Origin of the sequence: Mesorhizobium sp. ESP7-2, from assembly GCF_020164715.1 — a bacterium.
Classification (GTDB): Bacteria; Pseudomonadota; Alphaproteobacteria; order Rhizobiales; family Rhizobiaceae; genus Mesorhizobium.
Map to the genome: position 1 here is coordinate 1 of NZ_JAIUGQ010000030.1, position 24380 is coordinate 24380.

The following is a 24380-nucleotide window of genomic DNA, read 5'->3' on the forward strand; positions in this document are numbered from 1 at the left end:
GCTCCGAATCATGGGACCCCCATGGAATCAGATCAGCCGCAATCCCCAAAGCGCGTTAACCCGAGTTCGCAGCCCTGCCTTCACCCTAAGCCGAATTGACCCCGCAACCCCAAACATGCCAAACGCCCCGCAAAGCCTTTCATCTGGAGTAGCCTGATGACCGATCGCATCGAGATCGCCGGATTGCGCATTGCCCGCGAGCTGCATGGCTTCGTCGTCGACGAAGCGCTACCCGGCACCGGCATCGAAGCGGCGCGCTTCTGGGACGGGTTCTCAGTCATCGTCCATGATCTCGCGCCCAAGAACCGGGCGCTGCTGGCAAAACGCGACGCCATGCAGGCAAAGCTCGACGGCTGGTACCGCGACAATGGCGCGCCCATCGACATGGACGCCTACAAGGCGTTCCTGAAGGAGATCGGCTATCTCGTTCCGGAAGGTCCGGCCTTCAGCGTCTCGACCGAAAATGTCGATCCGGAAATCGCCGTCGTCGCCGGGCCGCAGCTCGTCGTGCCGGTGATGAACGCGCGCTATGCGCTGAATGCCGCCAATGCGCGCTGGGGCTCGCTCTACGACGCGCTCTACGGCACCGACGCCATTCCTGAAACCGATGGCGCGCAGAAGGGCAAGGGGTTCAACCCGGCGCGCGGCGCCAAGGTCATCGCCTGGGCCAAGGACTTTCTCGACCAGTCGGTGCCGCTGACCACGGGCAAATGGGCCGGCGTCAACGGGTTGTCCGTCGCGAACGGCGCGCTGAAGGTCGGCGAAGGCGCCGGCTCGACGACGCTGGCCGATCCCAGGCAATTCGTCGGCTATCGCGGCGACGCCGCTAATCCGCAAGCCGTGCTCCTGGTGAAAAGCGGGCTGCATGTCGAGATCCTGATCGACCGCGCCAACCAGATCGGCCGCACCGATCCGGCCGGCATTGCCGACGTCATCCTGGAATCGGCGCTGACCACCATCCAGGACTGCGAGGATTCGGTCGCGGCGGTGGACGCTGAGGACAAGGTCGTCGTCTACCGCAACTGGCTCGGCCTGATGAAGGGCGACCTGGCCGAAGAGATCAGCAAGGGCGGCAAGAGTTTCGTCCGCAAGCTCAACCCCGATCGCGTCTATACCGCGCCTGCCGGCGGCACGCTGACCGTGCCTGGCCGCTCATTGATGCTGGTCAGGAATGTCGGCCACCTCATGACCAATCCGGCGATCCTGGACCGCGACGGCAGCGAGGTGCCGGAAGGCATCATGGACGCCGCGATAACGGCGCTGATCGCGCTGCACGATGTCGGGCCGAAGGGGCGGCGGATGAACTCCCGCGCCGGCTCTATGTATGTGGTGAAGCCAAAGATGCACGGGCCGGAGGAGGTCGCCTTCGCGGTCGACATCTTCGACCGAGTCGAAGCTTTGCTCGGCATGGCCCGGAACACCATCAAGATGGGCATCATGGACGAGGAGCGGCGCACCACGATCAACCTCAAGGAGGCGATCCGCGCGGCACGCGAGCGCGTGGTGTTCATCAACACCGGCTTCCTCGACCGCACCGGCGACGAGATCCACACCTCGATGGAAGCCGGCCCGATGATCCGCAAGGGCGACATGAAGCAGGCCACCTGGATTTCCGCCTACGAAGCCTGGAATGTCGACACCGGTCTCGAATGCGGGCTCGCCGGCCATGCCCAGATCGGCAAGGGCATGTGGGCGATGCCCGATTTGATGGCGGCGATGCTGGTCGAGAAGATCGCGCACCCCAAGGCCGGCGCCAACACCGCCTGGGTACCGTCGCCGACGGCGGCGACGCTGCACGCCACGCACTATCACAAGGTCGACGTGCACGCCGTGCAGGCGGCGCTGAAGAGCCGGCCGAAGGCCAGGCTCGACGACATCCTGTCGGTGCCGGTGGCCGTGCGGCCGAACTGGACGCCCGACGAGATCCAGCGCGAGCTCGACAACAACGCGCAAGGCATTCTGGGCTATGTCGTGCGCTGGATCGACCAGGGCGTCGGCTGCTCCAAGGTTCCTGACATCAATGATGTCGGCCTGATGGAAGACCGCGCCACGCTGCGCATCTCCTCGCAGCACATCGCCAACTGGCTGCGCCACAAGGTCTGCTCGGAGATCCAGGTCAGGGATTCACTGCAGCGCATGGCCGCCATCGTCGACCTGCAGAATGTCGGCGACCCGCTCTACCGGCCGATGGCGCCGGATTTCGACAGCTCGATCGCCTTCCAGGCCGCCTGCGACCTTGTGTTCAAGGGGACAAGCCAGCCGAACGGCTACACCGAGCCGGTGCTGCATAAGCGGCGGCTGGAGCTGAAGGCGCGGGAGAGGCAGGAATCAGCCTGAAAGCCCTCACACGCCTTTGATCGCGCGCGACAGGAATACGTCAGTATGCCTGACATGCGCCGGGGTTTCGCGAAAAGGCGCGCAGGGGTTGAAGCCGAACGCCTCATACACACCAACGGCACTTTTCATGTAAAAACTCGTATGGATTAGCACCGTGCGAGCTGGACCCTTCTCGATTTCCGCCAGCACGGCACCCATTAGTGCGCGGCCTATACCCTGCCCGCGGAAGGATGCGTCGACAAAGAACTTGTGAAGCTCCACCGTGTCGTCGCCGAACTGGTCGAAGGCGAGGCAACCCGCCGGCAGGGTTCCCGACCGAGCAACGAACGCCACGGCATTCGGCGCGCCGAATTGCGATGCCAGTTGAAGGCCGCTGGTTTCCGGCTGGAAGAGCGCCCTTACATCCTCCTCCGAGACGCCATGAGGTGCGGACGCGTCGACATCCCATTGCGCAAGCCTGCGGCAGAGCATGGCCATGATCACGAAATCTTCGGCGCTGCGCGCCGGTGAAACTGAAATCATCCACGCCCCCGATTAGCCCCGCGCCATCATAGCAGGCACCCTTCGGCGCGAAACGCACATCGTCGAGTGCATTCGAGGGTGGCGTCTACGCCGCCTGTGCCACGCGCTCCGCACTCATCCGATAAGAAATCGCTTCGGCCAGATGGATGCGGCCGACGGCCTCGCTGGCGTCGAGGTCGGCGAGCGTGCGCGCGACTTTCAGCACCCGGTGGTAGGCCCGTGCGGAAAAGGCGAGTTTTTCGCTGGCGTCCTTGAGCAGCGACAGGCCGGCGGCGTCCGGCATGGCGATCGCCTCGATGACCGCGGGAGAGCAATGCGCGTTGGTGGTGGCGCTGTTGACGCCGAGCCGTTCGAAGCGCTCGCGCTGGAGGGTGCGCGCGCGGCCGACGCGGAGTGCAACTTCGGCGCTCTTCTCCGCCCGGTCGGGCCGGATCAGGTCGCTGGCCGAGACCGCCGGCACTTCGATCCTGAGATCGATGCGGTCGAGCAGCGGGCCTGAGATGCGCGCCTGATAATCGGTGCGGCAGCGCTCGCCGCGCAGGCAGCGATAGCCCGGCTCGCCGGCCATGCCGCAGCGGCAGGGGTTCATCGCCGCCACCAGCTGGATGCGTGCCGGATAGGTGACGCGGTGGTTGGCGCGCGCGATCATGCAGTCGCCGGTCTCCAGCGGCTGGCGCAGCGCATCGAGCGTCTGCGGCGTGAATTCGGGGAACTCGTCGAGGAACAGCACGCCGTGATGGGCGAGCGACACCTCGCCCGGCCGCGCGCGTATGCCGCCGCCCACCATTGCCGCCATCGAGGCCGAATGGTGCGGGGCGCGGAACGGCCGCCGGTCGGTCAGCTTGCCTTCGCCGAGCTCGCCAGCCACCGAGGCGATCATCGAAACCTCGAGCAATTCCTTCGGCGCCAGCGGCGGCAGGATCGACGGCAGACGCTGCGCAAGCATCGATTTGCCGGAACCGGGCGGACCGATCATCAGGAGATTGTGGCCGCCGGCGGCCGCCACTTCCAGCGCGCGCTTCGCCGTCTCCTGGCCCTTGATGTCGGCAAGGTCGGGCAGGTCGCGCGCCGAGGCGCGGATACCGGCCTCGGGGCGCGACAGCACCTGCGTGCCGCGGAAATGGTTGGCGATGGCAATCAGGCTGCGCGGCGCCAGAATGTCGAATTCCCGCCCCGCCCAGGCCGCTTCCGGTCCGCACGCGAACGGGCAGATCAGGCCCTTGCCCTCGGCATTGGCACCGATCGCAGCGGGCAAGGCGCCGGCGACCGCCGTAATGGTGCCGTCGAGCGACAGTTCGCCGAGCACGACATAGCCGGCCAGCATGTCGCCCGGAATGGCGCCGAGAGCCGCCATCAGCCCGAGTGCGATCGGCAGATCGTAATGGCTGCCTTCCTTGGGCAAGTCGGCGGGCGCCAAATTGATCGTTACTTTCTTCGATGGCATCGACAGGCCCGACGCGTGCAGGGCCGCCTGGACCCGTTCGCGGCTCTCGGCCACCGCCTTGTCCGGCAGGCCGACGATGTGCATGTTGACCTTGCCGGGCGCGATCATCACCTGCACGTCGACCGGCACGGCCTCGATGCCCTGGAAAGCGACCGTACGAACCCGCGCCACCATTTTCTGCCCCCGATGCCGGCTCGCCGCGGGCCTTGTGAACAGGCCGCGAGCGACGTCAACGCAAGACAACCACAGATTTCAGGCTTAGGCAAGAACAATACAAGAACAAAAAGGACGGATGTTGTGGGAAAGGCTAGCCCTCCTCTCGCCCTCGGTTTGCCCCCACGCAAGGGTTCCATTGGCCCCCCGATCAAACCCGGAACATCTTCGGAACCTGTAACCGCCCGGGTTGCACAGCGTTTGTATGCGGTTGCAGAAAGCGGAACATGGTTAAGACAAAATGAAAACAGGCCATTCGACCCGGCGCCGCAGAGGAGAGGAGCGGGCACGGTCAGTATATATTTTAGCAACTGCTTATAATTGTATGCCGGCTCCAAATGGGATATGAATCCGTCGCGGTTCCGACAATCGCAACGTCAGGCTCCGCGTCGAGTACAGGGAGGATGACATGGCCGGTGTGGAAGTCAGCAAATTTGCGTCCAAGTCTCACAACAGCCCGGATGAAGTTCGCACGCCGGACAAGACGCGCGTCGAAGTGGTGCGCCTTCCCGGCTATACGTTGGGCCGGCTCAACATGGAGCCGGGCTGGAAATGGTCCGAATGCGTGAAGCCGGTGGTCAAGACCGACAGTTGTCAGGTTTCGCATGTCGGCTACGTCGTCTCGGGAACCATCACCATCAAAATGAATGACGGAACCCAGAAAACGTTTGGGCAAGGCACGTCCTATACGATTCCGCCGGGCCACGACGCCTGGGTGGAAGGCAACGAGCGCTTCGTCTGCATCGAAGTCATGAGTGCCGAGCAGTATGCCAAGGCATAGTAGGATGTAGGCTCCAGGCCGAGCGCGGTCGGCAGGTGGTAACGGCTGCCTTCCTTGGGCAGGTCCGCCGCCGATGCCTGGAGCGCCGCCTGTCCGCGCTCGCAGTCACCGCCTTGTCGGGCAGGCCGACGATCTGCATGCCGCCCGGCGCGATTCATCAGTCGGACATCGGCCGTCACGAGGCCTGAAGCCATCGTGCGAACCCGCGCCACCATCTGTCCCGGGCCCTGAACGAAGTCCGTCCGCCACGCTGCGTTCAGGTGAGATCAGATCAACATCCCAGCCCTCGCCGGAGCGATAGCTGCCGCGGCCGACCCGCGTCCAGTGTTCCGGCATGTCAAAACCATCGTCTCCTAATAAGATTATTATTTCAATGAGACAGAAATCTCATTATGAGGTGCCATCGTTCAGTCTCACCCAAGGATCAAACCACATGTTTTCGACCCGAGCATTTCATTCCGATGCCTCTGAACATCATCGCTGGACGCCCCCTGGGCCGATCCTTCGAATGTTGCTCGTAGCGACGCTGCCAATTGGGCTCGCCATGGGCGCCGCGAGCGGCGCGTCTGCCGGATCGTTGAAGGCCGAACTTAGTCAACTGCCGAGAACCCGGGTCCTGCCTGCCGGCGTGGTGCAGATTTCACCCTATGTGCCCGGCATGGGCGAGCATTGGGCGAACCCGGCCAATCTGCCCTTCGGACCCATCTACTGTGTGATCGAGGGCCACATCACCTGCATGGAGTACATGATTTCACAGAAGGATTTCGCCGAAGGCGTCTCCCACAACAAGCTCGTGCCTTGGTTTGACGGCAAGCGGCAGCCTCCCATCAATCACATCGATATCGGGTTCGAGCCAAACGGCCACCATGGCTACGAAATTCCGCACTACGACATTCACATGTATTTCCTGTCGCCGGAGGCCCGTCTGGCCGGCGACAAGCTCGTCACGAAGTAAGACTGCGAATCCGCCGCCGCGCCGATGCCGCGGCATCATTCCCGCGAACAATGAGAACCAAGATGATGCTTACCCCCAAGGACATGGATCGGAAGATTGACGAGCATTTCGGCTTCGAGGCAAGCGACAACGTCGAAGGCGTGCTGCGGACCCTGTCCGAAGACGTCGAGCATGACGTTGTCGGCTGGCCCTTCGGACCCTCACATGGACGCGATGCTGCCCGCTCCTTCTACCAGGCGACGTTTTCCGATCTGGCGGAAAGCTCGGTCGATTGCGTCAAGAGGCTTTACGGCGATGGCTTCCTCGTGGATGAGTCACTATGGCGGGGCCGCGCGCCAGGCCGACCCTTTGGGCTTGAAGGCCGCAATCGTCCTTTGGAGTTCCGGCTGCTCCATGTCATAGAGTTCAACAGCCAGGGCGACATCAAGCGGGAAAATGTCTGGCTCGACCTTGCAGCAATCATTCGGCAACTGCCACAGGACTGATCAATGACCCGAGCGGGTAAGGCCGGACGGCCGAACCAACGGCGGCGGACCCGCAAGGACCTGCTTGAAGCCGCGACGCGGCTCATGAAACAGGGCCGCCAGCCGGCACTCGAAGATGTAGCGGCGGAGGCGCTGGTCTCACGAGCCACCGCCTACCGCTACTTCCCGAGCATCGACGCGCTGCTCCTGGAAGCCTCCATCGACATCGCTGTGCCCGGGCCGGAAGAACTGTTCGAGCATGAATCCTCGACTGATCCGGTGGCGCGCGTTGAGCGCGCCGACCGGGTCCTGCATGACATGATCCTCGCGAATGAGCCCGCGCTCCGTGCAATGCTGGCCCAGTCAATCGAGCGCCGGGCCAGGGCCGTCGAGGACGGCGACCTCCCTGCCCGCCAGAACCGACGCACACCGCTGATCGAAGCGGCGCTCGAGCCGGCACGTGATTGGTACCACCCGGAGGACCTCGACAGGCTTGCGAAGGCGCTTGCGCTCATCCTCGGGCCTGAGGCCATGGTGGTGTGCAAGGATGTTTTGCAGCTCGACGATGCGGAAGCGCGTGACGTGAAGCGCTGGGCGATCAGAACGTTGGTCACGGCGGCGCGGAAATGAAATAGCGCGGTCAGCCGGCTGCGTGGCGGGGTCATTGTCGTGCTGCCCGTGGCAACAGGTGGCGGTAAGCAAAGGTCGGGGCGCTGCCTAGAGTCGCCGCTTGCCTTCAACGCAATCCCAGAAAAGACTGGCGATGTCGGCGCCGCCGAAGCGTTGCACTTCGCGCACGCCGGTCGGCGAGGTGACGTTGATCTCGGTCATGTAGTCGCCGATCACGTCGATGCCGACCAGGATAAAGCCGCGTTCCCTCAGCGACGGTCCGATGCGGGCGCATATCTCGCGCTCGCGTTCGGTCAGCTCGGTCTTCTCGGCTCGGCCGCCGACATGCATGTTGGAGCGCGAATCGTGCTCCGACGGCACCCGGTTGATGGCGCCGACCGGCTCGCCGTCGATCAGGATGATGCGTTTGTCGCCCTTGCGCACATCCTTCAGGTAGCGCTGCACGATATAGGGCTCGCGGAACAACTGGCCGAACATTTCGAGCAGCGAGGCGAGGTTGCGGTCGCCTTCCAGCAGATGGAAGATGCCGGCGCCGCCATTGCCGTAGAGCGGCTTGACGATGATGTCGCCGAATTCCTTGCGGAAGGCGGCGACCTCGAGCGGATCCTTGGTGATCAGCGTGTCCGGCATCAGGTCGGAAAACTCGGTGACGAAGATCTTTTCCGGGCTGTTGCGCACCCAGGCCGGGTCGTTGACGACCAGCGTCTTCGGATGGATACGCTCCAAGATGTGGGTCGTGGTGATGTAGTTCATGTCGAAGGGCGGGTCCTGGCGCAGCAGGATGACGTCCATCTCCGACAGATCGGTGCGCACCTTTTCGCCCAGCGAGTAATGGCTGCCCTTCTCGTCGCGCACCTGCATCTCCTCGACGCGGGCAAACACCTTGCCGTCGCGCAGCGACAGCTGGTCTGGCGTGTAGTGGAACAATTGATGACCGCGCCGCTGCGCTTCCAGCGACAGCGCGAACGAGGTGTCGCCGGCGATCGACACGGTGGAGACATGGTCCATCTGGACGGCGATTTTGAGCTTCATGGCAGGTTCCCAGCGCAATTGGAGCGACGTGCATCCCCTTGGATGGACAAGGACGCTCCAACACTTTTGAATTGACAGCGATATAAGCGTCGCGGCGCCTTCTGCCAATCGGGCCACGCCGCTAACGGTCGAAGACCAGCCGCGAGTAACCCAGGAAGGACAGCGCCATGGCCACCAGCGAAGCGATGGCGAGAGCCACGAGAGGCGAGATTGCCGGCACCGCAAACAGGATGGCCGAATAGACGGCATAGTTGACGATGCTGGTGGCGACGCCGACGCCGCCATAGCGGGCGCCTTCCCTTGTCATTCCCCTGCGCGACGGCGAGAAGGTCAGGTGCCGGTTGATCTGCCAGGTGACGCAGAGCGCGAAGCCGATCGACAGGATGCGGCTGACGAACGGCCCGAGCGGTGTGACGGTGAGCAGCAGCCAGAGTGCGGCCGCATCAGTGACGAAACCGATGCCGCCTGCGAAGACAAAGCGGACGACGCGTTGCATCGTTCAGGCCGCGCGCGAGGCCTTGCCCCGTTCCGGCTTCCGAACCACATCGCCCGTGCGGCGCTCGACACGGCCCGAAGGCATGGAGAGATAGAAGATCCGCTTCTGTTCGGCGCGCCCACGCGAGACCGAATCGAGGATCAGTCCGGTCACCGCCGCCAGCATGGACAGAAGCAACAGCCCGACCGACAGCACCCAGGTCGGCATGCGCGGAACGAGGCCGGTTTCGGCGAATTCGACCAGCACCGGCGCCATCAGGAACAGGCTCGAAGCCAGGAAGAACAGCGAAAAGGCGCCGAAGAAGCGCAGCGGCTGCGTCTCCTTCATCAGCATGGCGAACATCCACAGGATCCTGGCGCCATCGCGGAAGGTCGACAGCTTCGACGACGAGCCTTCCGGCCGGCGGCCGTAGTCGAGCGCGATTTCGCTGACCGGCAATTTGAGCTGCGAGGCGTGCACCGACATTTCGGTCTCGATCTCGAAGCCGCCGGAGACGGCGGGAAAGCTCTTGACGAAACGCCTGGTGAAGACGCGGTAGCCGGAGAAGATGTCGGTGAAATCGCTGCCGAACAGCCATTTGTAGAGGCCGTTGAAGATCCGGTTGCCGAAGGCATGCCCGGCGCGGCCGGCATCGTCGGTGACGCCGCGCCTGGTACCCACCACCATGTCGGACCGCTCGGTCAAGAGCGTGTTGATCAGTTGCGGCGCGTCGTCGGGCGCATAAGTGCCGTCGCCGTCGGCCATCAGATAGATGTCGGCGTCGATGTCGGCGAACATGCGCCGTACCACATTGCCCTTGCCCTGGCGCGGCTCGCGAACCACGATGGCGCCGGCCGCGCGGGCGCGCAGGGCCGTCAGATCCTTCGAATTGTTGTCGTAGACATAGATGGTCGCCGCGGGCAGCGTCTCGCGGAACCGCCGCACCACCTCGGCGATGGTCAGCTCCTCGTTGTAGCAAGGCAGGAGCACGGCGATGACGGGTTCATGGCTGATGTCTTGCGGCATTTTCGTCTCCGAATGCCTTGTCGACCATGCGGTCGCGCTCCGGAAACCGGCCGCGTTCAGGCGGTTTTACTATTTATTGAAGCCGTTAAGGCTAGGTTTAAGACCGACTTCATGAGTGTCGATTGGCCTGGAAAGGCCCGGCATTCCCGCCAAGGGCGATCGGGATGGGCACAGCAAGGGGAACTTCCACCTGGAAGTCCGATACCGCGTTCGCGTTGCTTGCCGCCTTGCTGCTGCTGGCGCTCGAGGCCCTGCAGGGATTCCCGCAACTGGCCAATCCGGCGGGCGACAACGACAGCCTGCTGCAACTGGTCGAAGTCCGCGACCTGCTGGCGGGCCAGGGCTGGTTCGACCTGCACCAGTACAGGATGGGCCTGGAGGGCGGCTTCGTCATGCACTGGTCGCGGCTGCTCGATGCGCCGCTGGCCCTGAGCATCCTTGCCGCTTCGGCCCTCACGGGCAGCACTGCCTTGGCCGAACAAATCGTGCAAGTGCTCTGGCCTGCGCTGCAGTTCTGGCTGGCGCTCTTCTTCACCATCCGCGCCGCGCGCGCTTTCGCCGGCGCGTCCGCCGTGCTGCCCGGCGCCGTCGTCGGCGAGGCTGCCTTGTATTACATCGGCATTTTCTCTCCCGGCGCGCTCGACCATCACAATGTCCAGCTGATGCTGACACTGGCGAGCCTCGCTTTGCTGCTCGAGGCGCCAACGCATCGGCCGGCTGCCCTTGTCGCTGGCATCTGCGCCGCGCTTACCCTGGCCATCGGCATGGAAAGCGCGCCCTATGCCGGCACCCTCGGCGCCGTCGTCGCGCTGCTGTTTCTCGGCAAGGGTGACGGTGAAAGGCTGATCGCCAAGGATTTCGGCCTCGGCGTCGCCGGCGCCTCGGCTTTGGTCTTCGCCGCCACCAACCCCGTCTCTTCCTGGGGCCAGGCCCAGTGCGACACGTTCTCGGTCGTGCAGTTCGCCGTCACGGGGCTTGCCGGCGCCGGCCTGGCAATCATTGCTTCATGGAAGGCCGCCAACGCAACGGCGGCCCGGCGCCTGATGTCGCTTGGCCTGCTTGCCGCCGCCCTCGCTCTCGTTATTGGGCTCCTATTCCCGCAATGCCTGGCGGCGCCCTATGCCCATCTCGACCCGCGCCTGCAGCGGATGTGGCTCGGCTATATCGAGGAGGCGCAGTCGATCGTTCAGCTTGTCGCCGACGATCCGGCCAGGGCCGTGGCGCGTTTTGCGACGCCCCTGGTGGCGATCGTCCTGATGGCGCTCCGCTTCAGCCGTGGCGACTGGCGGCGGCAGGACAGCCTCGTTGCCGCGCTGCTGGTGGCTGCGGTCCTGGTCAGCGCCTGGGAAGTGCGCGGCTCGACCTTCTCCATCGCCTTCGCGGTGATTCCGCTTTCGGCCTGGATCGCCAAATGGCGGCAGCGGGCCGAGGCCAGCCCGTCCAGCGGCTCCGTGCTCAGGATGGCCGCAGCCTGGTTGATCTCGGTCAATGCCATCTGGTCGGGTGCCGCCGAGGCCGCCTCGAGCGCCTTCGCAACCGCCGCACCCGCCACGGACGCCAGCATCGATGCGCCCTGCAACAGCAAGGCCTCGTTCGCCGTGCTTGGCGCGATGGCCCCCACCACGGTGCTTGCCATCTCCAATCTTGGCTCGCCCATTCTCGCCTTTACCGGTCATCGCGTGTTCGCCGGGCCCTATCATCGCAACGTCGCTGGAAACCTGCTCGTGTTCGATGCCTTGCTGGGCTCGGCCAGCGACGCCAAAGCCATCGTCGAAAGCCACCATGTCGGCCTTGTCGCGCTCTGCCGCGGCAACCCGGAAAGCCGGCTGTTCGCGGCCAGGGCGCCGGATGGTTTTCTGGCCGGGCTGATGCGCGGCAGCGTCCCCGATTGGCTGGAGCCTGTGGCGGAGACTAGGGGTAGCCCCCTGGAACTCTACCGCGTCAAGTCAAACGGCTGAAAATCCGGGTGCTTGGAGTTTCTTGTAGCCGGCTTCACGAAGGTATCCGGCGTCTGGGCACGGGTCACGGCGAAAGCCGGATCCCGTTTTCGGGATCGTGCTCCGGCTACAAAAATCGTTTTTGGGATACGTTTCCTAAAGGGTTTGCTGCCAGTCTCGAAATAAATTCCGACGACAAAAGCAGGGACGAGCAGGGACACCGATGCAAACTCCGTTTGGCACCGGTCAGGCAAACAGGGAAAGCACGGATCTGGCGTTCACCGATCCGTTGACCGGGCTTGGCAATCATCGCCGCTTCTTCGACAAGGTAGACCGCCTGATCAGCGATCGTGCCGACGATCCCGCGCCCTTCACCGTCGGCATTCTCGATCTCGACGGCTTCAAGCCGATCAACGACCTGTTCGGCCACAAGGCCGGCGATGACATCCTGATCCAGGTCGCGATGCGGCTGCGCGCCTCGATGGACGGCCATTCGACCGTCTGCCGCATCGGCGCCGACGAATTCGCCTTCCTCTACCCCCTGGTGTTCTCGGAGGAGGCGGCGGCGGAAAAATCCCGCATGCTGATCGAGATCCTGTCGGCGCCTTACGATGTCGGCGAGCGCACCGCCAGGCTCTCGGCCTCGGTCGGCTGCTCGCTGTTCTATTCCGGCGACGAGACCACCGAGATTCTCATCAACAAGGCCGAAACGGCGCTTTACCATGCCAAGCGTTCCGGCCGCGGCCGCGTCGTCGTCTACACCCGTGAGATGGAAGAGGCCGCCAAACGCGTCACCCGCATCGAGCAGGCGCTGCGCCGCGCCGTCTCCGCCGGCGAGGTGGAGCCGCATTTCCAGCCGATCGTCGATCTCACCACGCGCCGCACGATCGGCTTCGAGACGCTGGCGCGCTGGACCGATCGCGACCTCGGCGCGGTGCCGCCGACCGTCTTCATCCCCATCGCCGAGGAGCGCGGCATCATCGGCCCACTGTCGCAGCTGGTGCTGCGCAAGGCGACCGAAGCCGCCAGGAGCTGGCCGAAGGACCTGTTCCTGTCCTTCAACCTGTCGCCCTCCCAGCTCGTCGACCAGAACACCGGCCTGCACATACTGGCGATCCTCGACCGCACCGGCTTCGATCCGCGCCGGCTGGAGATCGAGATCACCGAAACCGGCCTGATGAACGACCCGGCCTCGGCCGCGCAGATCGTCGAGGATCTGCGCCGCGTCGGCATTCGCGTCTCGCTCGACGATTTCGGCACCGGCCAGTCCTCGCTCGGCCGTCTGCGTGAATTCCATTTCGACAAGCTCAAGATCGACCGCGCCTTCGTCTCCTCCATTCTCGACGACCGGCCATCCGAACACATCATCCGCGCCATCCTCGCCATGTGCGAAGGGCTCGGCATGGACGTGGTCGCCGAAGGCATCGAAGAGGAAGCGCAGGCCGACCGGCTGGTCCAGTTCGGTTGCGCCGGCGGGCAGGGCTATCTCTTCGGCAAGCCGGCCGATGCCGACGCCACGTTGGGCTACCTCCGCGATTCCTTCCGTGGCGCCTTGCGCGCCAAGGCGGTCTGAGCGCCAGATTTCGGCATTGCCCGCCATGCGGCGATGCCGCTTGGTGGGTCACGCGCGGACGCCATCGCCTTTTTGTCAGACATAAGCCCGAAATAGGTCTTTTCGCCCTTGCCCGCCGGACGTGTCTGGCTAGGATGCGCGCCGGTTGACCCGGGAGACGAAAACCATGATGCCATCGGCGCTTTTTGCCGACCTCGAAGGCGCTTCGGTGCTGATCACCGGCGGCGGCTCCGGCATCGGCGCGGCATTGACCGAGGGATTCATGCGGCAGGGCGCCAAGGTCGCCTTCATCGACATCGCCGACGCGCCGAGCACCGCGCTCGCAGACCGCATCGAGAAGGAGCTCGGCCGCCGACCGCTCTACCTCAAGACCGATCTGCGCGATGTCGAGGCGCTGCGCGCCTCTGCGGCAAGGGCCGCCGACGCGCATGGCGACGTCACCGTGCTGGTCAACAACGCGGCCTGGGACGAACGCCATGCCGTCGAGGACGTCACCGTCGAATTCTGGGACAACAATCTCGCCATTAATCTGCGGCCGCATTTCTTCACCGCGCAGGCCGTGGCACCAGGGATGAAGCGGGCCGGCGGCGGCTCGATCATCAATTTCACCTCGACATCCTACCTGATCAACCACCCCGACATGCCGGCCTATACCGCCGCCAAGGCAGGCATACTCGGCCTCACCAAGGGGTTGGCCGGCAAGCTCGGCCCCGACCGCATCCGCGTCAACGCCGTCGCGCCCGGCTGGGTGATCACCGAACGGCAGCAGGAGCGCTGGGTGACCGAAGAGGCGCTTGCCGCCCATGTCGCCAAGCAATGCATCAAGGACGTCATGCGGCCGGACGACATGGTCGGCACGGTGCTGTTCCTGGCCTCGGATGCCTCGCGCATGCTGACCGCGCAGATGCTGATCGTCGACGGAGGCTTCCTGTGAGCCCAGCCAGCAACGTTCCGGCGGTCGCGGCGCTCGATTGGGGTACGACCCGGCTTCGGGCCTGGCTGATCGACGGAAGCGGCAAGGTGCTTGCCGAGCGTCGCGGCGACGATGGCCTGATCACCGCGCGCGAAAAGGGTTTTGTCAACGTCCTGGAGGGCCATCTGACAGCGATGGGCGCGCCGGAGGAATTGCCCGTCATCATCTGCGGCATGGCCGGCTCCCGCCAGGGCTGGCTGGAGGCGCCCTATGTCAGCGTGCCGTCGCCGCTCGGCGCCATTCTCGGCGGCGCGGCCCGGGTGCCCGGCCAGAAACGCGACATCCGTATCGTTCCCGGCCTTGCCCAGCGTCTGGCCGACGCGCCTGACGTCATGCGCGGCGAGGAGACGCAGCTTGCCGGCGCCGGCCTGCCGGCCAAGGGCCGCGAGCTGGTTTGCATGCCTGGCACCCATTCGAAATGGGTGCTGGTCGAGGACGGCGCCGTCGCCGGCTTCGGCACCTGGCCGACGGGCGAGCTGTTTTCCGTGCTTGCGGCGCACTCGATCCTGCGCCATTCGCTGGGCGAACATCCGAGCCCGGTTGCCGCCGACAATCCGTTCTTCCGCCGCTGGTGCGAAATTGCACTGGGCGAGGGTGGTGACGTCACCTCGCGGCTGTTTGCCATCCGCGCCGCCGGCCTGCTCCAGGATCTAGAGGCCGATGACGCGGCCGCTTGTCTGTCGGGCCTGCTGATCGGCGGCGAGATCGCCTCGGCGAAACGGCGCCACGGCGCCGGGGCCACGTCGGTGGTGCTGATTGCCTCCGGGGCTCTGGCGGTGCTTTACCAGGCAGCGCTCGACCTTGCCGGACTCGGTGTGCGGACAGTCGATGCGGACGAAGCTGTACGCGCCGGCCTGATCGAGGCCGCGCGCGAGAACGGCATGATCGCCAGAACCGGAGCAGCCACATGAGCCAGACCGCCCCCTTTCCAAAACTCAAGCGCGGCCTGGTCGCCATCCTGCGCGGCCTGAAGCCCACCGAGGCGATCGCCATGGGTCAGGCGCTGTTCGACGCCGGCATCGAGGCGATCGAGGTGCCGCTCAACTCGCCCCAGCCATTCTCGTCGATCGCCAGGATTGTCCAAGTGCTGCCGAAGTCAGCCCTGGTCGGCGCCGGCACGGTGCTCACGGCGGCCGACGTCGACGGGTTGCAGCAGGCTGGTGGGCGGCTGCTGGTCAGCCCCAACATCGATGCCGAGGTGATGGGCCGCGCCAGGACATATGGCATGGTCACCATGCCCGGCGTGTTCACCCCCACCGAGGCCTTCCAGGCGATCCGGCTCGGCGCCTCGGCCTTGAAATTCTTTCCGGCGAGCGCGCTGGGCGCATCGGGCATTTCGGCGATCCGGGCGGTGCTGCCGGCGCAGACGCTGGTCGGCGCCGTCGGCGGCGTTTCGGACAAGGACTTTGCCGGCTACAAGGCGGTCGGGGTGACGGTCTTCGGTCTTGGCTCCAGCCTCTTCAAGCCCGGCATGAGCGTCGACGACGTGGCGGCGCGCGCGCACGCCGCCGTCGCGGCCTGGGACGCGGCATTCGGAGACGCATGATGAGCGAGGTTTCTGTTTTTTCCGACCATGTTTGCGAGCTCGGCGAAGGGCCAAGCTACGATCCCGCCACCGATGCGCTGTTCTGGTTCGACATCGTCAACGGACAGCTCCTGGAAAAGTCCGTGGCCGGTGGTGCGCTGAAGATCCACGAGCTCGGCCAGATGGCGAGCGCCATCGCCGTCATAGACGACAAGCGCCAGCTGATCGCCACCGAAACCGGCCTCTTCGTCCGCGACGTCGCGACCGGCCAGATGACGCTGCATACGCCTGTCGAGGCGGACAACCCCCTTACCCGCTCCAACGATTCCCGTGTCCATCCCTGCGGCGCCTTGTGGATGGGGACGATGGGCAAGAGCGAGTCGAAGGGCGCCGGTGCGATCTACTGGTTCTTCAAGGGCGAACTGCGCAAGCTGTTCTCCGGCATCACCGTGTCGAACTCGATTTGTTTCTCCGCGGATGGCGCGCTCGCCTATTACACCGACACCTCGACCGGCCTGCTGATGCGCGTCGCCTGCGATCCGGCGAGCGGCCTGCCCTCTGGAGAATCAAAAGTGTTCGTTGATCACCGCTCGTCCAAGGGCTATGTAGACGGTTCGGTCGTCGACCGCGACGGCGTGCTGTGGAACGCCGTCTGGGGCGGCAAGGCGGTCAAGGCCTATTCGCCCGACGGCACATTGCTGCGCGAAATTGCGATGCCGGTGACGCAGCCCTCGTGCCCCGCCTTTGTCGGCAGGAACGCCGACCGTTTGGCGGTAACGTCGGCCTGGAAGGGCAAGGACGACAAGCAGCGCCAGCTCGATCCGCAGGCCGGCATGACCTTTCTGCTCGATATTCCCGTCAACGGCCGCTTCGAACCGCGCGTGCTGATCGCCTGAACAGGCCGGCGATCGGCTCCGCTCATATCTATCGTGGTGCTGTCACGCAGGCGTCCGGCTTGAGTCGGTTTCGCGAAAGCCGTTTGCGTCGGTCGTGCGATGCTGGGCGATCGCACCGCCGGGAATGTTCGTCTCATGTCGAGTAACAAGCCAAAGCTGATCCTCGTCCACGAACCTGAGAAGGCCTGCTTCGACCGCCTGGTCGCCGACGGCCATGGGCCGCAGCACGCCGCCGAGATTTCGTCCTACCTGGCGCAATCGACCGATCTCGCCCCCGAATTCGATGCGCTGGCCGCCGCCTGTGACAGGCGTGGCCTCGCCTTCGCCGCGGTGGAGCTGGACCATGCTGCAAGCACGCTCACCGAAGCCGATCCTTCCACGACGCTGGTCTGGACGCTGACCGACGGCATCGCCTATTTCCGTGGCGGCGCCGCACCCGCGCTGGCGCGGCTCAACGGCTTGAGGACGATCGGTGCCGATGATTCGCTCTTCGCGCTCTGCCAGGACAAGTTCCGTTCCGGCGCCGTGCTTGGCGCGCTCGGCCTGCCGGTCCCGCAGGCGGGTCTTGCCCGGGATGGAACCTGGCTGGTCGCGCCGCCGGCCTCCGCGGCGGGCTGGTTCGTCAAGCCCAACCGGCTCGGCGCCAAGATCGGCATCTGGCCGGATTCGCGCATAACCGATCTCGGTCACGCGCTGGAGCTTAGCCGGCGTGTTTTCGCGGCCTATCGCGATGATGTCGTCGTCCAGCCCTATGTCGGCGGCCGCAATGTGCGCGCCAGCTTCCTCGGGTTGACGCCGCAAGTTGGTGTCGAGGCGCTTGGCATTGTCTTTGTCGAGTCAGGCGCCGATTTCCAGACCATGGCCGACAGCCTGGCGCTTTATGGCGACACCGGCGAGGCGGCAAAGGCTGCCGGGCACTATGCCGAACCCGAACTCGCCCCGGTCGCGGCCAGCCAGCCGGTGGCCGATGCCAGGATCCGCGCGATTGCCAAACGGTTGATGGACGGGCTCGGCCTGCGCGACGTGTTTTCCGTCGACCTGCGCGTCGAGCCCGACGATAATGTTCATCTCATCGAGTTCGAGGTCTGCCCCGGCCTGCCGTGCTTCGATTTCCGCTCCTATTGCCGCCAGCAATGGGGGCTGAGCCTGGCCGACGCGATGGCGGAAACCGCGGCGAACAGGCTCTTCCGCTAGATGCCTTCTACCAGCACGATCTCCCCGTCGGCGACCTTCTGGCGGATCGCCACCGCGCGTTGATACTCCGGCGAGTGATAGCAATCATGCGCGGCGGCGAGCGATTCGAACTCGATGAGCACATTGCGCGCCCGCCCGGGACCCTCGGCTTTTTCATGCTCGCCGCCGCGCGCCAGGAATTTCGCGCCGAAGCGCTCGAAAGCTGGTTTCGCCGCCGCGACGTAATCCTTGTAGCCTTCCGCGTCGCGCACATCGACGCGGGCGATCCAGTATCCCTTGGGCATTCTCTTTCTCCTGTTCGTGCGGGCTCGTCAGGCCGAGCGCATCTCTTCGAGTATCGCCTCCGCCGCCGCGCGCCGGTCGCTTGCTGCGACGACCGGCCGTCCGACGACCAGATGGCTGGCGCCGTTGCGGATCGCCTGTGCCGGCGTTACCACGCGCTTCTGGTCGCCATGGTCGCTGCCTGCAGGCCGGATGCCGGGCGTCACCACCGCCATGTCGGGGCCGACGATGCGGCGCACCGCTTCGGCCTCCGCGGCCGAGCAGACGATGCCGCCCATGCCGGCATGCAGTGCCTGTTCCGAGCGCCTGAGCACCAGCGTGTGGGGGTCATATTCATAGCCGGCATCGATCATGTCCTGCTCGTCCATCGAGGTCAGCACGCTGACGGCGAGCAGGCAAAGCTCGCTGCCGCGCGCTGCCTCCACCGCCGCGTGCATCGCCTTGGGATAGGCATGGATGGTCAGCATGGTCATACCCATCTTGACGATGTTTTCGACGCCCTTGGCCACCGTGTGATCGATGTCGAGCAGCTTCATGTCGAGGAAGATTTTCGTCCCGCCGCTGGCCAGCTCCCTGGCAAAGTCGAGCCCGCCGGCGAAGGCCAGCTGATAGCCGATCTTGTAGAAGGAGACGACACCGTCGAGCTCGCGCACCGCCTGCTCGGCTTCCTTCACGGTCGGCACGTCGAGGCCGACGATCAATCTTTCCTGCATGGATTTGGCCTGCATGGGGTGGGTTTGTATGGGGTGGGCCTGCATGGTAGCGGCAGTCACGCCTCGACCCTGGTCGACAGCATGCGCGAGGTTTCGATCAGCGTGCGGCATAGGTGCTCCATCGATTTGTGCAGTCTTTCGTCGCGGAAATGGCCGTCCCCGTCGAAGGCGTCGCCACCCTCCGGCACCGAGCATTCCGGCGTCACCACCTCCATCTGGCAGCGCACCAGGACGGCGCGCAGATGGTTGATGCAGCGGATGCCGGCAAAATGGCCTTTGGAGGACGAGCAGAGGCCCGCGACCTTGCCGGCAAGCGGCCGGACCGACCGGCCGCCATCCCTTCGCACCCGGCTCACCCAGTCGATCGTATTCTTGAGCAGCGGCGGGATGGAGCCGTTATATTCCGGCGTCGCGATCAGCAGCCCGTCATGAGAGGCGATCAGCCGCGCGAGCTTCTGGGCGTTCTCGGGGACGCCCCTTTCCTTCTCCAGGTCCTCGTCTAGGATCGGCAAGGGATAGTCGGCGAGCGAAATGCGGGTGACCTCGGCGCCTTGCAGCGCAAGTTCCTTCTGCGCCGCGTCGGCGGTCCTGCCGCTATAGGCGCCGCCGCGCACCGAGCCGGCGAAGACGAGGATTTTCGGGATCACTGCCATTGGCCACCCTTGTTCTGGGACTGGTACAGCCAAGGTTCGATCAAATCAACGCATCAAACGGAAACCGCAACTCTAAACTTCGTCATCCTGGGGCGAAGCAGGAGCGAAGCTCCGTCGCGGAGAACCCTAGGATCCATGCCGCGACATTCGCCGAAGGACGCAATGGAGCAGAACTCCCCACCGCAGCAGCGCCTCGAAGTCGCGGCATGGATCCTCGGGTCTGCGCCGCGTCGCTGCGCTCCTTGCTCCGCCCGTGGATGACGAAGTCCTGAGGCTTCTGCCAATCGCCAAGGTATGCTGCCAGCACCAGGAACCGCGAGCGCCCCGCGACGAGAATCTAATGGGCTTCGCGCCGGTAGATCCAGAGCTGCGTTGGTGGGATGTTGCGGAAGATGAAGTCGAAATGCTTGACCGTGTAGTCGCCGCGGCCAGCCGGGATCGGCGACATCGGACCATAGGTCAGCTGCACGATCGGCCGTCCGGCCGGGATGCGGTCGAGCAGGCTCTCGATATAGGCGATGCGCTGGGCGACCGGGAAGTTGAGCAGCGGCACCCCGGAAACGACGCTGTCGAAGATCATCCCGCTCTTCTCGCCAAGCGTGGCGTTGAGGTTGAAGGCATCGCCCTCGATGACGTTGACGCGGGGGTAGAGCTGGCGCAGGTGGCGCACGAAATCGGTATTGTACTCGACCGCGTAGAGGTTCTCGGGACGCACGCCCTGGGCGAGGATGGCACGGGTGATGACCCCGGTGCCGGGACCGACCTCGAGCACCGGCAGGCCGGACTTCGGGTTGACGATCGAGGCCATCTTGCGCGCGGTGATCGAGCTGGTCGGAACGATCGACCCGACCGTCTTCGGCTTGTCGATCCAGCCCTTGAAGAATTTGAGTTCGTCGTCGAACTTCTCGGCAAACGCCTTCCGCAGTCCGTGACCACGTGCCATGCAAGCTCTCCTCAGCGCTCCCGTGGAAGCTACTTAACACCTGGGTGACGCAAGGCAAGGCGCGGCCATGCCTCCGTCGTGGATAAGATAGCCTTGGTCGCGTCTCAACGCTCCCCGAAAGACTCGAAAAAGTCCTTCATGCGGGCGAAAAAGCCGCTCGATTGGGGCGAATTGTCCTGCGAGGAGAGTTGTTCGAACTCTTCCAGCAATTCGCGCTGGCGGCGCGACAGGTTCTGCGGCGTCTCGACCGCGGTCTGGATGTAGAGGTCGCCGACATTGGGCTGGCGCAGCACCGGCATGCCCTTGCCCTTGAGGCGGAACTGGCGTCCGTTCTGCGTGCCTTCGGTCACCTTCACCTTGGTCTGCGTGCCGTCCAGCGTCGTCACCTCGAAGGAGCCGCCAAGGGCGGCCGTGGTCATCGAGATCGGTACCTTGCAATAGAGATCGGCGCCGTCGCGCTGGAAGAATTCGTGCGGCTTGACCGCCAGGAAGATATAGAGGTCGCCCGAAGGCCCGCCGCGCAGACCGGCCTCGCCCTCATTGGCAAGGCGGATGCGGGTTCCGTCCTCGATGCCGGCCGGGATGTTGACCGACAGCGAGCGCTCCTCGGTGACGCGGCCCTGGCCGGCGCATTTCGGACACGGGTCCTTGATGGTCTGGCCGCGGCCCTGGCATTGCGGGCAGGTCCGCTCGATCGAGAAAAACCCTTGCGTGGCACGCACCTTGCCGTGGCCGTTGCACATCGAGCAGGTGACGGGCTGGGTGCCCGGCTTGGCGCCGCTGCCGGAGCATTCCGTGCAGGATATCGAAGCCGGCACGCGGATCTGCGCGGTCTTGCCCGCGAAGGCTTCCTCCAGCGAGATTTCCATGTTGTAGCGCAGGTCGGCGCCGCGCTCGCGGCCACCGGAAGAGCGGCGCTGGCGGCCGCCCATCATGTCGCCGAAAATATCCTCGAAGATGTCGGCGAAGCCGCCGGCGCCAAAGCCTTGCGCGCCGCCATTCATGCCGCCCTGCTCGAAGGCGGCGTGACCGAAACGGTCATAGGCCGCGCGCTTCTGCGGGTCCTTCAGCGTCTCGTAGGCTTCGTTGATTTCCTTGAACTTGTGCTCGCAGGAATGATCGCCGGGGTTGCGGTCGGGGTGGAACTGCATGGCGAGCTTGCGAAAAGCGCTCTTGAGCTCCTTCTCGTCGGCGCCTTTTTGCACGCCCAGCGTTTCGTAGAAATCAGCTTTCATTTTTTCCCGCAGTCCGGATCAACGTCTTGATGCATGGTGTTGCGTCGTTTGCCGGCACGTTGTCTCGATTTAGGAGCGGTGCTGCCCGTATGCTAGGGCCGGCGCGAACTTGTCCGTGGTTTTCAGTGATTTTTTCGGCAGTGCTCGCGCTTTTTTCAGCGAGGGTTGCAAAAAAGCCCGGCCTTGCGCCGGGCTTTTCGCATTGTCTTTCCGTCAGGCCGTTCAGGCCGACTTCTTCTTGTCGTCGTCTTCGTCGATTTCCTCGAAATCGGCGTCGACCACGTCGGAGTCCTTGGCGGCATCCGCCTTGGCGTCGGCTTCCGCCGCTTCCTTCTGCGAGGCCTCGTACATGGCCTGGCCAAGCTTCATGGAAGCTTCGGCAAGCACCTGGCTCTTGGCCTCGATGTCGGCCGGGTCGTCGCCCTCGGCGGCGGTCTTCAGCGACGAGATCGCATCGGAAATCGCGGTGCGCTCGGCCTCGGAGACCTTGTCGCCATATTCCTTCAGCGACTTCTCCGAGGAATGCACCAAGGCTTCGGCCTGGTTGCGGGCCTCGACCACGGCGCGACGCTTCTTGTCCGTATCGGCGTTGGCCTCGGCGTCCTTGACCATCTTCTCGATATCGGCGTCCGAAAGACCACCCGAGGCCTGGATGCGGATCTGGTGCTCCTTGCCGGTGCCCTTGTCCTTGGCCGAGACGTTGACGATGCCGTTGGCGTCGATGTCGAAAGTGACCTCGATCTGCGGCACGCCGCGCGGCGCCGGCGGGATGCCGACCAGATCGAACTGGCCAAGCGCCTTGTTGTCGGCGGCCATTTCACGCTCGCCCTGGAAGACGCGGATGGTCACTGCCGACTGCGAATCCTCGGCCGTCGAGAACACCTGGCTCTTCTTGGTCGGGATCGTCGTGTTGCGCTCGATCAGCCGGGTGAACACGCCGCCCAGCGTCTCGATGCCGAGCGACAGCGGCGTCACGTCGAGCAAAAGCACGTCCTTGACGTCGCCCTGCAGCACACCGGCCTGGATGGCGGCGCCGAGTGCGACGACCTCATCCGGGTTGACGCCCTTGTGCGGCTCCTTGCCGAAGAACTGCTTCACGATCTCCTGGATCTTGGGCATGCGGGTCATGCCGCCGACCAGGACCACTTCGTCGATCTCGGCGGCCTTCAGGCCGGCATCCTTGAGCGCTGCCTTGCACGGTTCGATGGTGCGCTGGACGAGATCCTCGACCAGGCTTTCGAACTTGGCGCGCGTCAGCTTCAGCGTCAGGTGCTTCGGACCGGTCGCGTCGGCGGTGATGAAGGGCAGGTTGATCTCGGTCTGCGTCGTCGAGGACAGCTCGATCTTGGCCTTCTCAGCCGCCTCCTTGAGGCGCTGCAGGGCGAGCTTGTCGGCCTTCAGGTCGATGCCCTGTTCCTTCTTGAACTCGGCCGCCAGATACTCGACCAGGCGCATGTCGAAATCCTCGCCGCCGAGGAAGGTGTCGCCATTGGTCGACTTCACCTCGAACACGCCGTCGCCGATTTCGAGCACCGAAATGTCGAACGTGCCGCCGCCAAGGTCATAGACGGCGATGGTCTTGCCTTCCTTCTTGTCGAGGCCGTAGGCGAGCGCCGCCGCGGTCGGCTCGTTGATGATGCGCAGCACCTCCAGGCCGGCGATCTTGCCGGCGTCCTTGGTGGCCTGGCGCTGGGCGTCGTTGAAATAGGCCGGAACGGTGATGACCGCCTTCTCGACCTTCTCGCCGAGATAGGCTTCCGCCGTTTCCTTCATCTTCTGCAGGATCATGGCCGAGATCTGCGAGGGCGACTGCTTCTTGCCGCCGGCCTCGACCCAGGCATCGCCATTGTCGCCCTTGACGATCTTGTAGGGGACAAGCTTCTTGTCCTTCTCCGTTACCGGATCGTCATAGCGGCGGCCGATCAGGCGCTTGACCGCGAAGATGGTGTTTTCAGGATTGGTGACGGCCTGGCGCTTGGCCGGCTGGCCGACGAGACGTTCGCCGTCACCCGAGATGGCGACGATGGAAGGCGTCGTGCGCGCGCCTTCCGCATTTTCGATCACCTTCGGCTCCTTGCCATCCATGATGGCGATACAGGAGTTGGTGGTGCCGAGATCGATACCGATTACTTTTGCCATTTTTCTAGTCTCTCCGCTAAGCAGGCTCTCAGGACCCGGTAAAGGCGTTCCGACGAAAGCCCCTGTTCACAAGAATTCCCGTTCGGCCACCGGTTCTCCGGCGCCGCACGGCTTGGCGCGTATATAAGAACAGGCGGCATCGCGCGCAAGCATTCTGCGCAAGGCGTCCATGAACCTTTCCGCGCCGGCCCGCGACTGATGTCCAGGTGCCGCATGGTGCGGCCCCGGAAAGGAAGCCCCCATGACCAGCAACCCAGAGACTCCATGGTCTCCGGGACCAACAGGAGCTCGGCGCGACCACCGCCTTCGGGACGGGATCGATGCGCTGGGCTTTCCGCTGATTCCGTTGACCCTGCGCAGGAGCAGGCGTATCGTCACCATGAGGAAAGCAGACAATTCGATCAGGGAAGAACGTGCCGGACCATCGCGCCTTGCCCT

General features: G+C 64.6%; 23 protein-coding genes. 12 read left to right on the plus strand and 11 right to left on the minus strand.

The genetic code is table 11. The annotated features are described in order from the left end of the window. Positions 1-156 precede the first annotated feature (156 nt). Positions 157-2337, plus strand: coding sequence for a malate synthase G (locus LB543_RS23750; protein ID WP_224615739.1), 2181 nt, complete (start codon positions 157-159; stop codon positions 2335-2337). Positions 2338-2343: 6 nt separating this feature from the next. Here LB543_RS23750 and LB543_RS23755 read toward each other — a convergent pair whose 3' ends face one another. Beyond that, a complete protein-coding gene (locus LB543_RS23755) occupies positions 2344-2859 on the minus strand; it encodes a GNAT family N-acetyltransferase (RefSeq protein WP_224615740.1) in 516 nt (171 codons plus the stop codon). Between the two features lie 85 nt (positions 2860-2944). Further along, entirely contained in the window at positions 2945-4477 is a 1533-nt protein-coding gene (locus LB543_RS23760) for a YifB family Mg chelatase-like AAA ATPase (protein WP_224615741.1), read from the minus strand. A 448-nt stretch (positions 4478-4925) separates the two neighbouring features. Between LB543_RS23760 and LB543_RS23765 the strand changes: the two genes are divergently transcribed. From LB543_RS23765 to LB543_RS23780, 4 genes are all read left to right on the plus strand, one after another. Next, positions 4926-5297, plus strand: a complete 372-nt coding sequence (locus tag LB543_RS23765; RefSeq protein WP_140760313.1) for a cupin domain-containing protein — start codon at positions 4926-4928, stop codon at positions 5295-5297. Positions 5298-5805: 508 nt separating this feature from the next. Then, complete coding sequence (locus LB543_RS23770; protein ID WP_224615742.1) at positions 5806-6252, plus strand: hypothetical protein; 447 nt, start codon at positions 5806-5808, stop codon at positions 6250-6252. A gap of 62 nt (positions 6253-6314) precedes the next feature. Further along, positions 6315-6737, plus strand: a complete 423-nt coding sequence (locus LB543_RS23775; RefSeq protein WP_140812227.1) for an ester cyclase — start codon at positions 6315-6317, stop codon at positions 6735-6737. Between the two features lie 3 nt (positions 6738-6740). Then, positions 6741-7346: a TetR/AcrR family transcriptional regulator gene (locus LB543_RS23780; protein ID WP_140760317.1), complete on the plus strand. Its 606-nt coding sequence runs from the start codon at positions 6741-6743 to the stop codon at positions 7344-7346. A gap of 87 nt (positions 7347-7433) precedes the next feature. Here the strand turns inward: LB543_RS23780 and gshB are convergent, their stop codons facing one another. The 3 genes from gshB to LB543_RS23795 form a co-directional block, all read right to left on the minus strand. Continuing rightward, on the minus strand, positions 7434-8378 hold the full coding sequence (gene gshB / locus LB543_RS23785; RefSeq protein ID WP_224615743.1) for a glutathione synthase: 945 nt from the start codon (positions 8376-8378) through the stop codon (positions 7434-7436). Between the two features lie 121 nt (positions 8379-8499). Next, positions 8500-8874, minus strand: a complete 375-nt coding sequence (locus LB543_RS23790) for a GtrA family protein (RefSeq protein ID WP_224615744.1) — start codon at positions 8872-8874, stop codon at positions 8500-8502. 3 nt (positions 8875-8877) lie between these two features. Next, positions 8878-9879: a glycosyltransferase gene (locus LB543_RS23795; RefSeq protein WP_224615745.1), complete on the minus strand. Its 1002-nt coding sequence runs from the start codon at positions 9877-9879 to the stop codon at positions 8878-8880. A 164-nt stretch (positions 9880-10043) separates the two neighbouring features. On the opposite strand from LB543_RS23795, the gene LB543_RS23800 reads away from it, so the two are divergent. The 7 genes from LB543_RS23800 (at position 10044) to LB543_RS23830 (ending at position 17977) form a co-directional block, all read left to right on the plus strand. Beyond that, on the plus strand, positions 10044-11837 hold the full coding sequence (locus LB543_RS23800; RefSeq protein WP_224615746.1) for a GtrA family protein: 1794 nt from the start codon (positions 10044-10046) through the stop codon (positions 11835-11837). A 202-nt stretch (positions 11838-12039) separates the two neighbouring features. Next, positions 12040-13389, plus strand: a complete 1350-nt coding sequence (locus tag LB543_RS23805; protein ID WP_140812232.1) for a putative bifunctional diguanylate cyclase/phosphodiesterase — start codon at positions 12040-12042, stop codon at positions 13387-13389. A gap of 166 nt (positions 13390-13555) precedes the next feature. Beyond that, on the plus strand, positions 13556-14323 hold the full coding sequence (locus tag LB543_RS23810; protein WP_318013005.1) for an SDR family oxidoreductase: 768 nt from the start codon (positions 13556-13558) through the stop codon (positions 14321-14323). Further along, positions 14320-15273 carry a 2-dehydro-3-deoxygalactonokinase gene (locus LB543_RS23815; protein WP_224615747.1) on the plus strand — a complete coding sequence of 318 codons (954 nt, stop codon included), beginning with the start codon at positions 14320-14322 and terminating at the stop codon, positions 15271-15273. Before LB543_RS23810 ends, LB543_RS23815 begins: the two co-directional genes overlap by 4 nt. Then, on the plus strand, positions 15270-15908 hold the full coding sequence (locus tag LB543_RS23820; RefSeq protein ID WP_224615748.1) for a 2-dehydro-3-deoxy-6-phosphogalactonate aldolase: 639 nt from the start codon (positions 15270-15272) through the stop codon (positions 15906-15908). The genes LB543_RS23815 and LB543_RS23820 overlap by 4 nt, the downstream gene beginning before the upstream one ends. Next, on the plus strand, positions 15908-16783 hold the full coding sequence (locus LB543_RS23825) for an SMP-30/gluconolactonase/LRE family protein (RefSeq protein WP_224615749.1): 876 nt from the start codon (positions 15908-15910) through the stop codon (positions 16781-16783). The genes LB543_RS23820 and LB543_RS23825 overlap by 1 nt, the downstream gene beginning before the upstream one ends. A gap of 135 nt (positions 16784-16918) precedes the next feature. After that, positions 16919-17977, plus strand: a complete 1059-nt coding sequence (locus LB543_RS23830) for a D-alanine:D-lactate ligase-like protein (RefSeq protein ID WP_224615750.1) — start codon at positions 16919-16921, stop codon at positions 17975-17977. Here LB543_RS23830 and LB543_RS23835 read toward each other — a convergent pair. The 6 genes from LB543_RS23835 to dnaK all read right to left on the minus strand — a co-directional run bounded on the left by LB543_RS23835 (position 17974) and on the right by dnaK (position 23942). Then, positions 17974-18261: a DUF1330 domain-containing protein gene (locus tag LB543_RS23835; RefSeq protein ID WP_023781950.1), complete on the minus strand. Its 288-nt coding sequence runs from the start codon at positions 18259-18261 to the stop codon at positions 17974-17976. The two genes, LB543_RS23830 and LB543_RS23835, sit on opposite strands and share 4 nt — an antisense overlap. Before the next feature lie 27 nt (positions 18262-18288). Further along, the gene (gene pyrF / locus LB543_RS23840) at positions 18289-18987 is read right to left on the minus strand and encodes an orotidine-5'-phosphate decarboxylase (protein ID WP_411908782.1); all 699 of its coding nucleotides are present in this window, start codon (positions 18985-18987) and stop codon (positions 18289-18291) included. Positions 18988-19028: 41 nt separating this feature from the next. Then, positions 19029-19625 (minus strand): NADPH-dependent FMN reductase, encoded by a 597-nt coding sequence (locus LB543_RS23845; protein ID WP_224615751.1) that lies wholly within the window; start codon positions 19623-19625, stop codon positions 19029-19031. Between the two features lie 337 nt (positions 19626-19962). Then, positions 19963-20568, minus strand: coding sequence for a phospholipid N-methyltransferase PmtA (pmtA, locus tag LB543_RS23850; RefSeq protein ID WP_224615752.1), 606 nt, complete (start codon positions 20566-20568; stop codon positions 19963-19965). A gap of 104 nt (positions 20569-20672) precedes the next feature. Further along, positions 20673-21803 carry a molecular chaperone DnaJ gene (gene dnaJ, locus LB543_RS23855; RefSeq protein WP_140760347.1) on the minus strand — a complete coding sequence of 377 codons (1131 nt, stop codon included), beginning with the start codon at positions 21801-21803 and terminating at the stop codon, positions 20673-20675. 222 nt (positions 21804-22025) lie between these two features. Beyond that, complete coding sequence (gene dnaK / locus LB543_RS23860) at positions 22026-23942, minus strand: molecular chaperone DnaK (protein WP_224615756.1); 1917 nt, start codon at positions 23940-23942, stop codon at positions 22026-22028. Between the last annotated feature and the right edge of the window lie 438 nt (positions 23943-24380).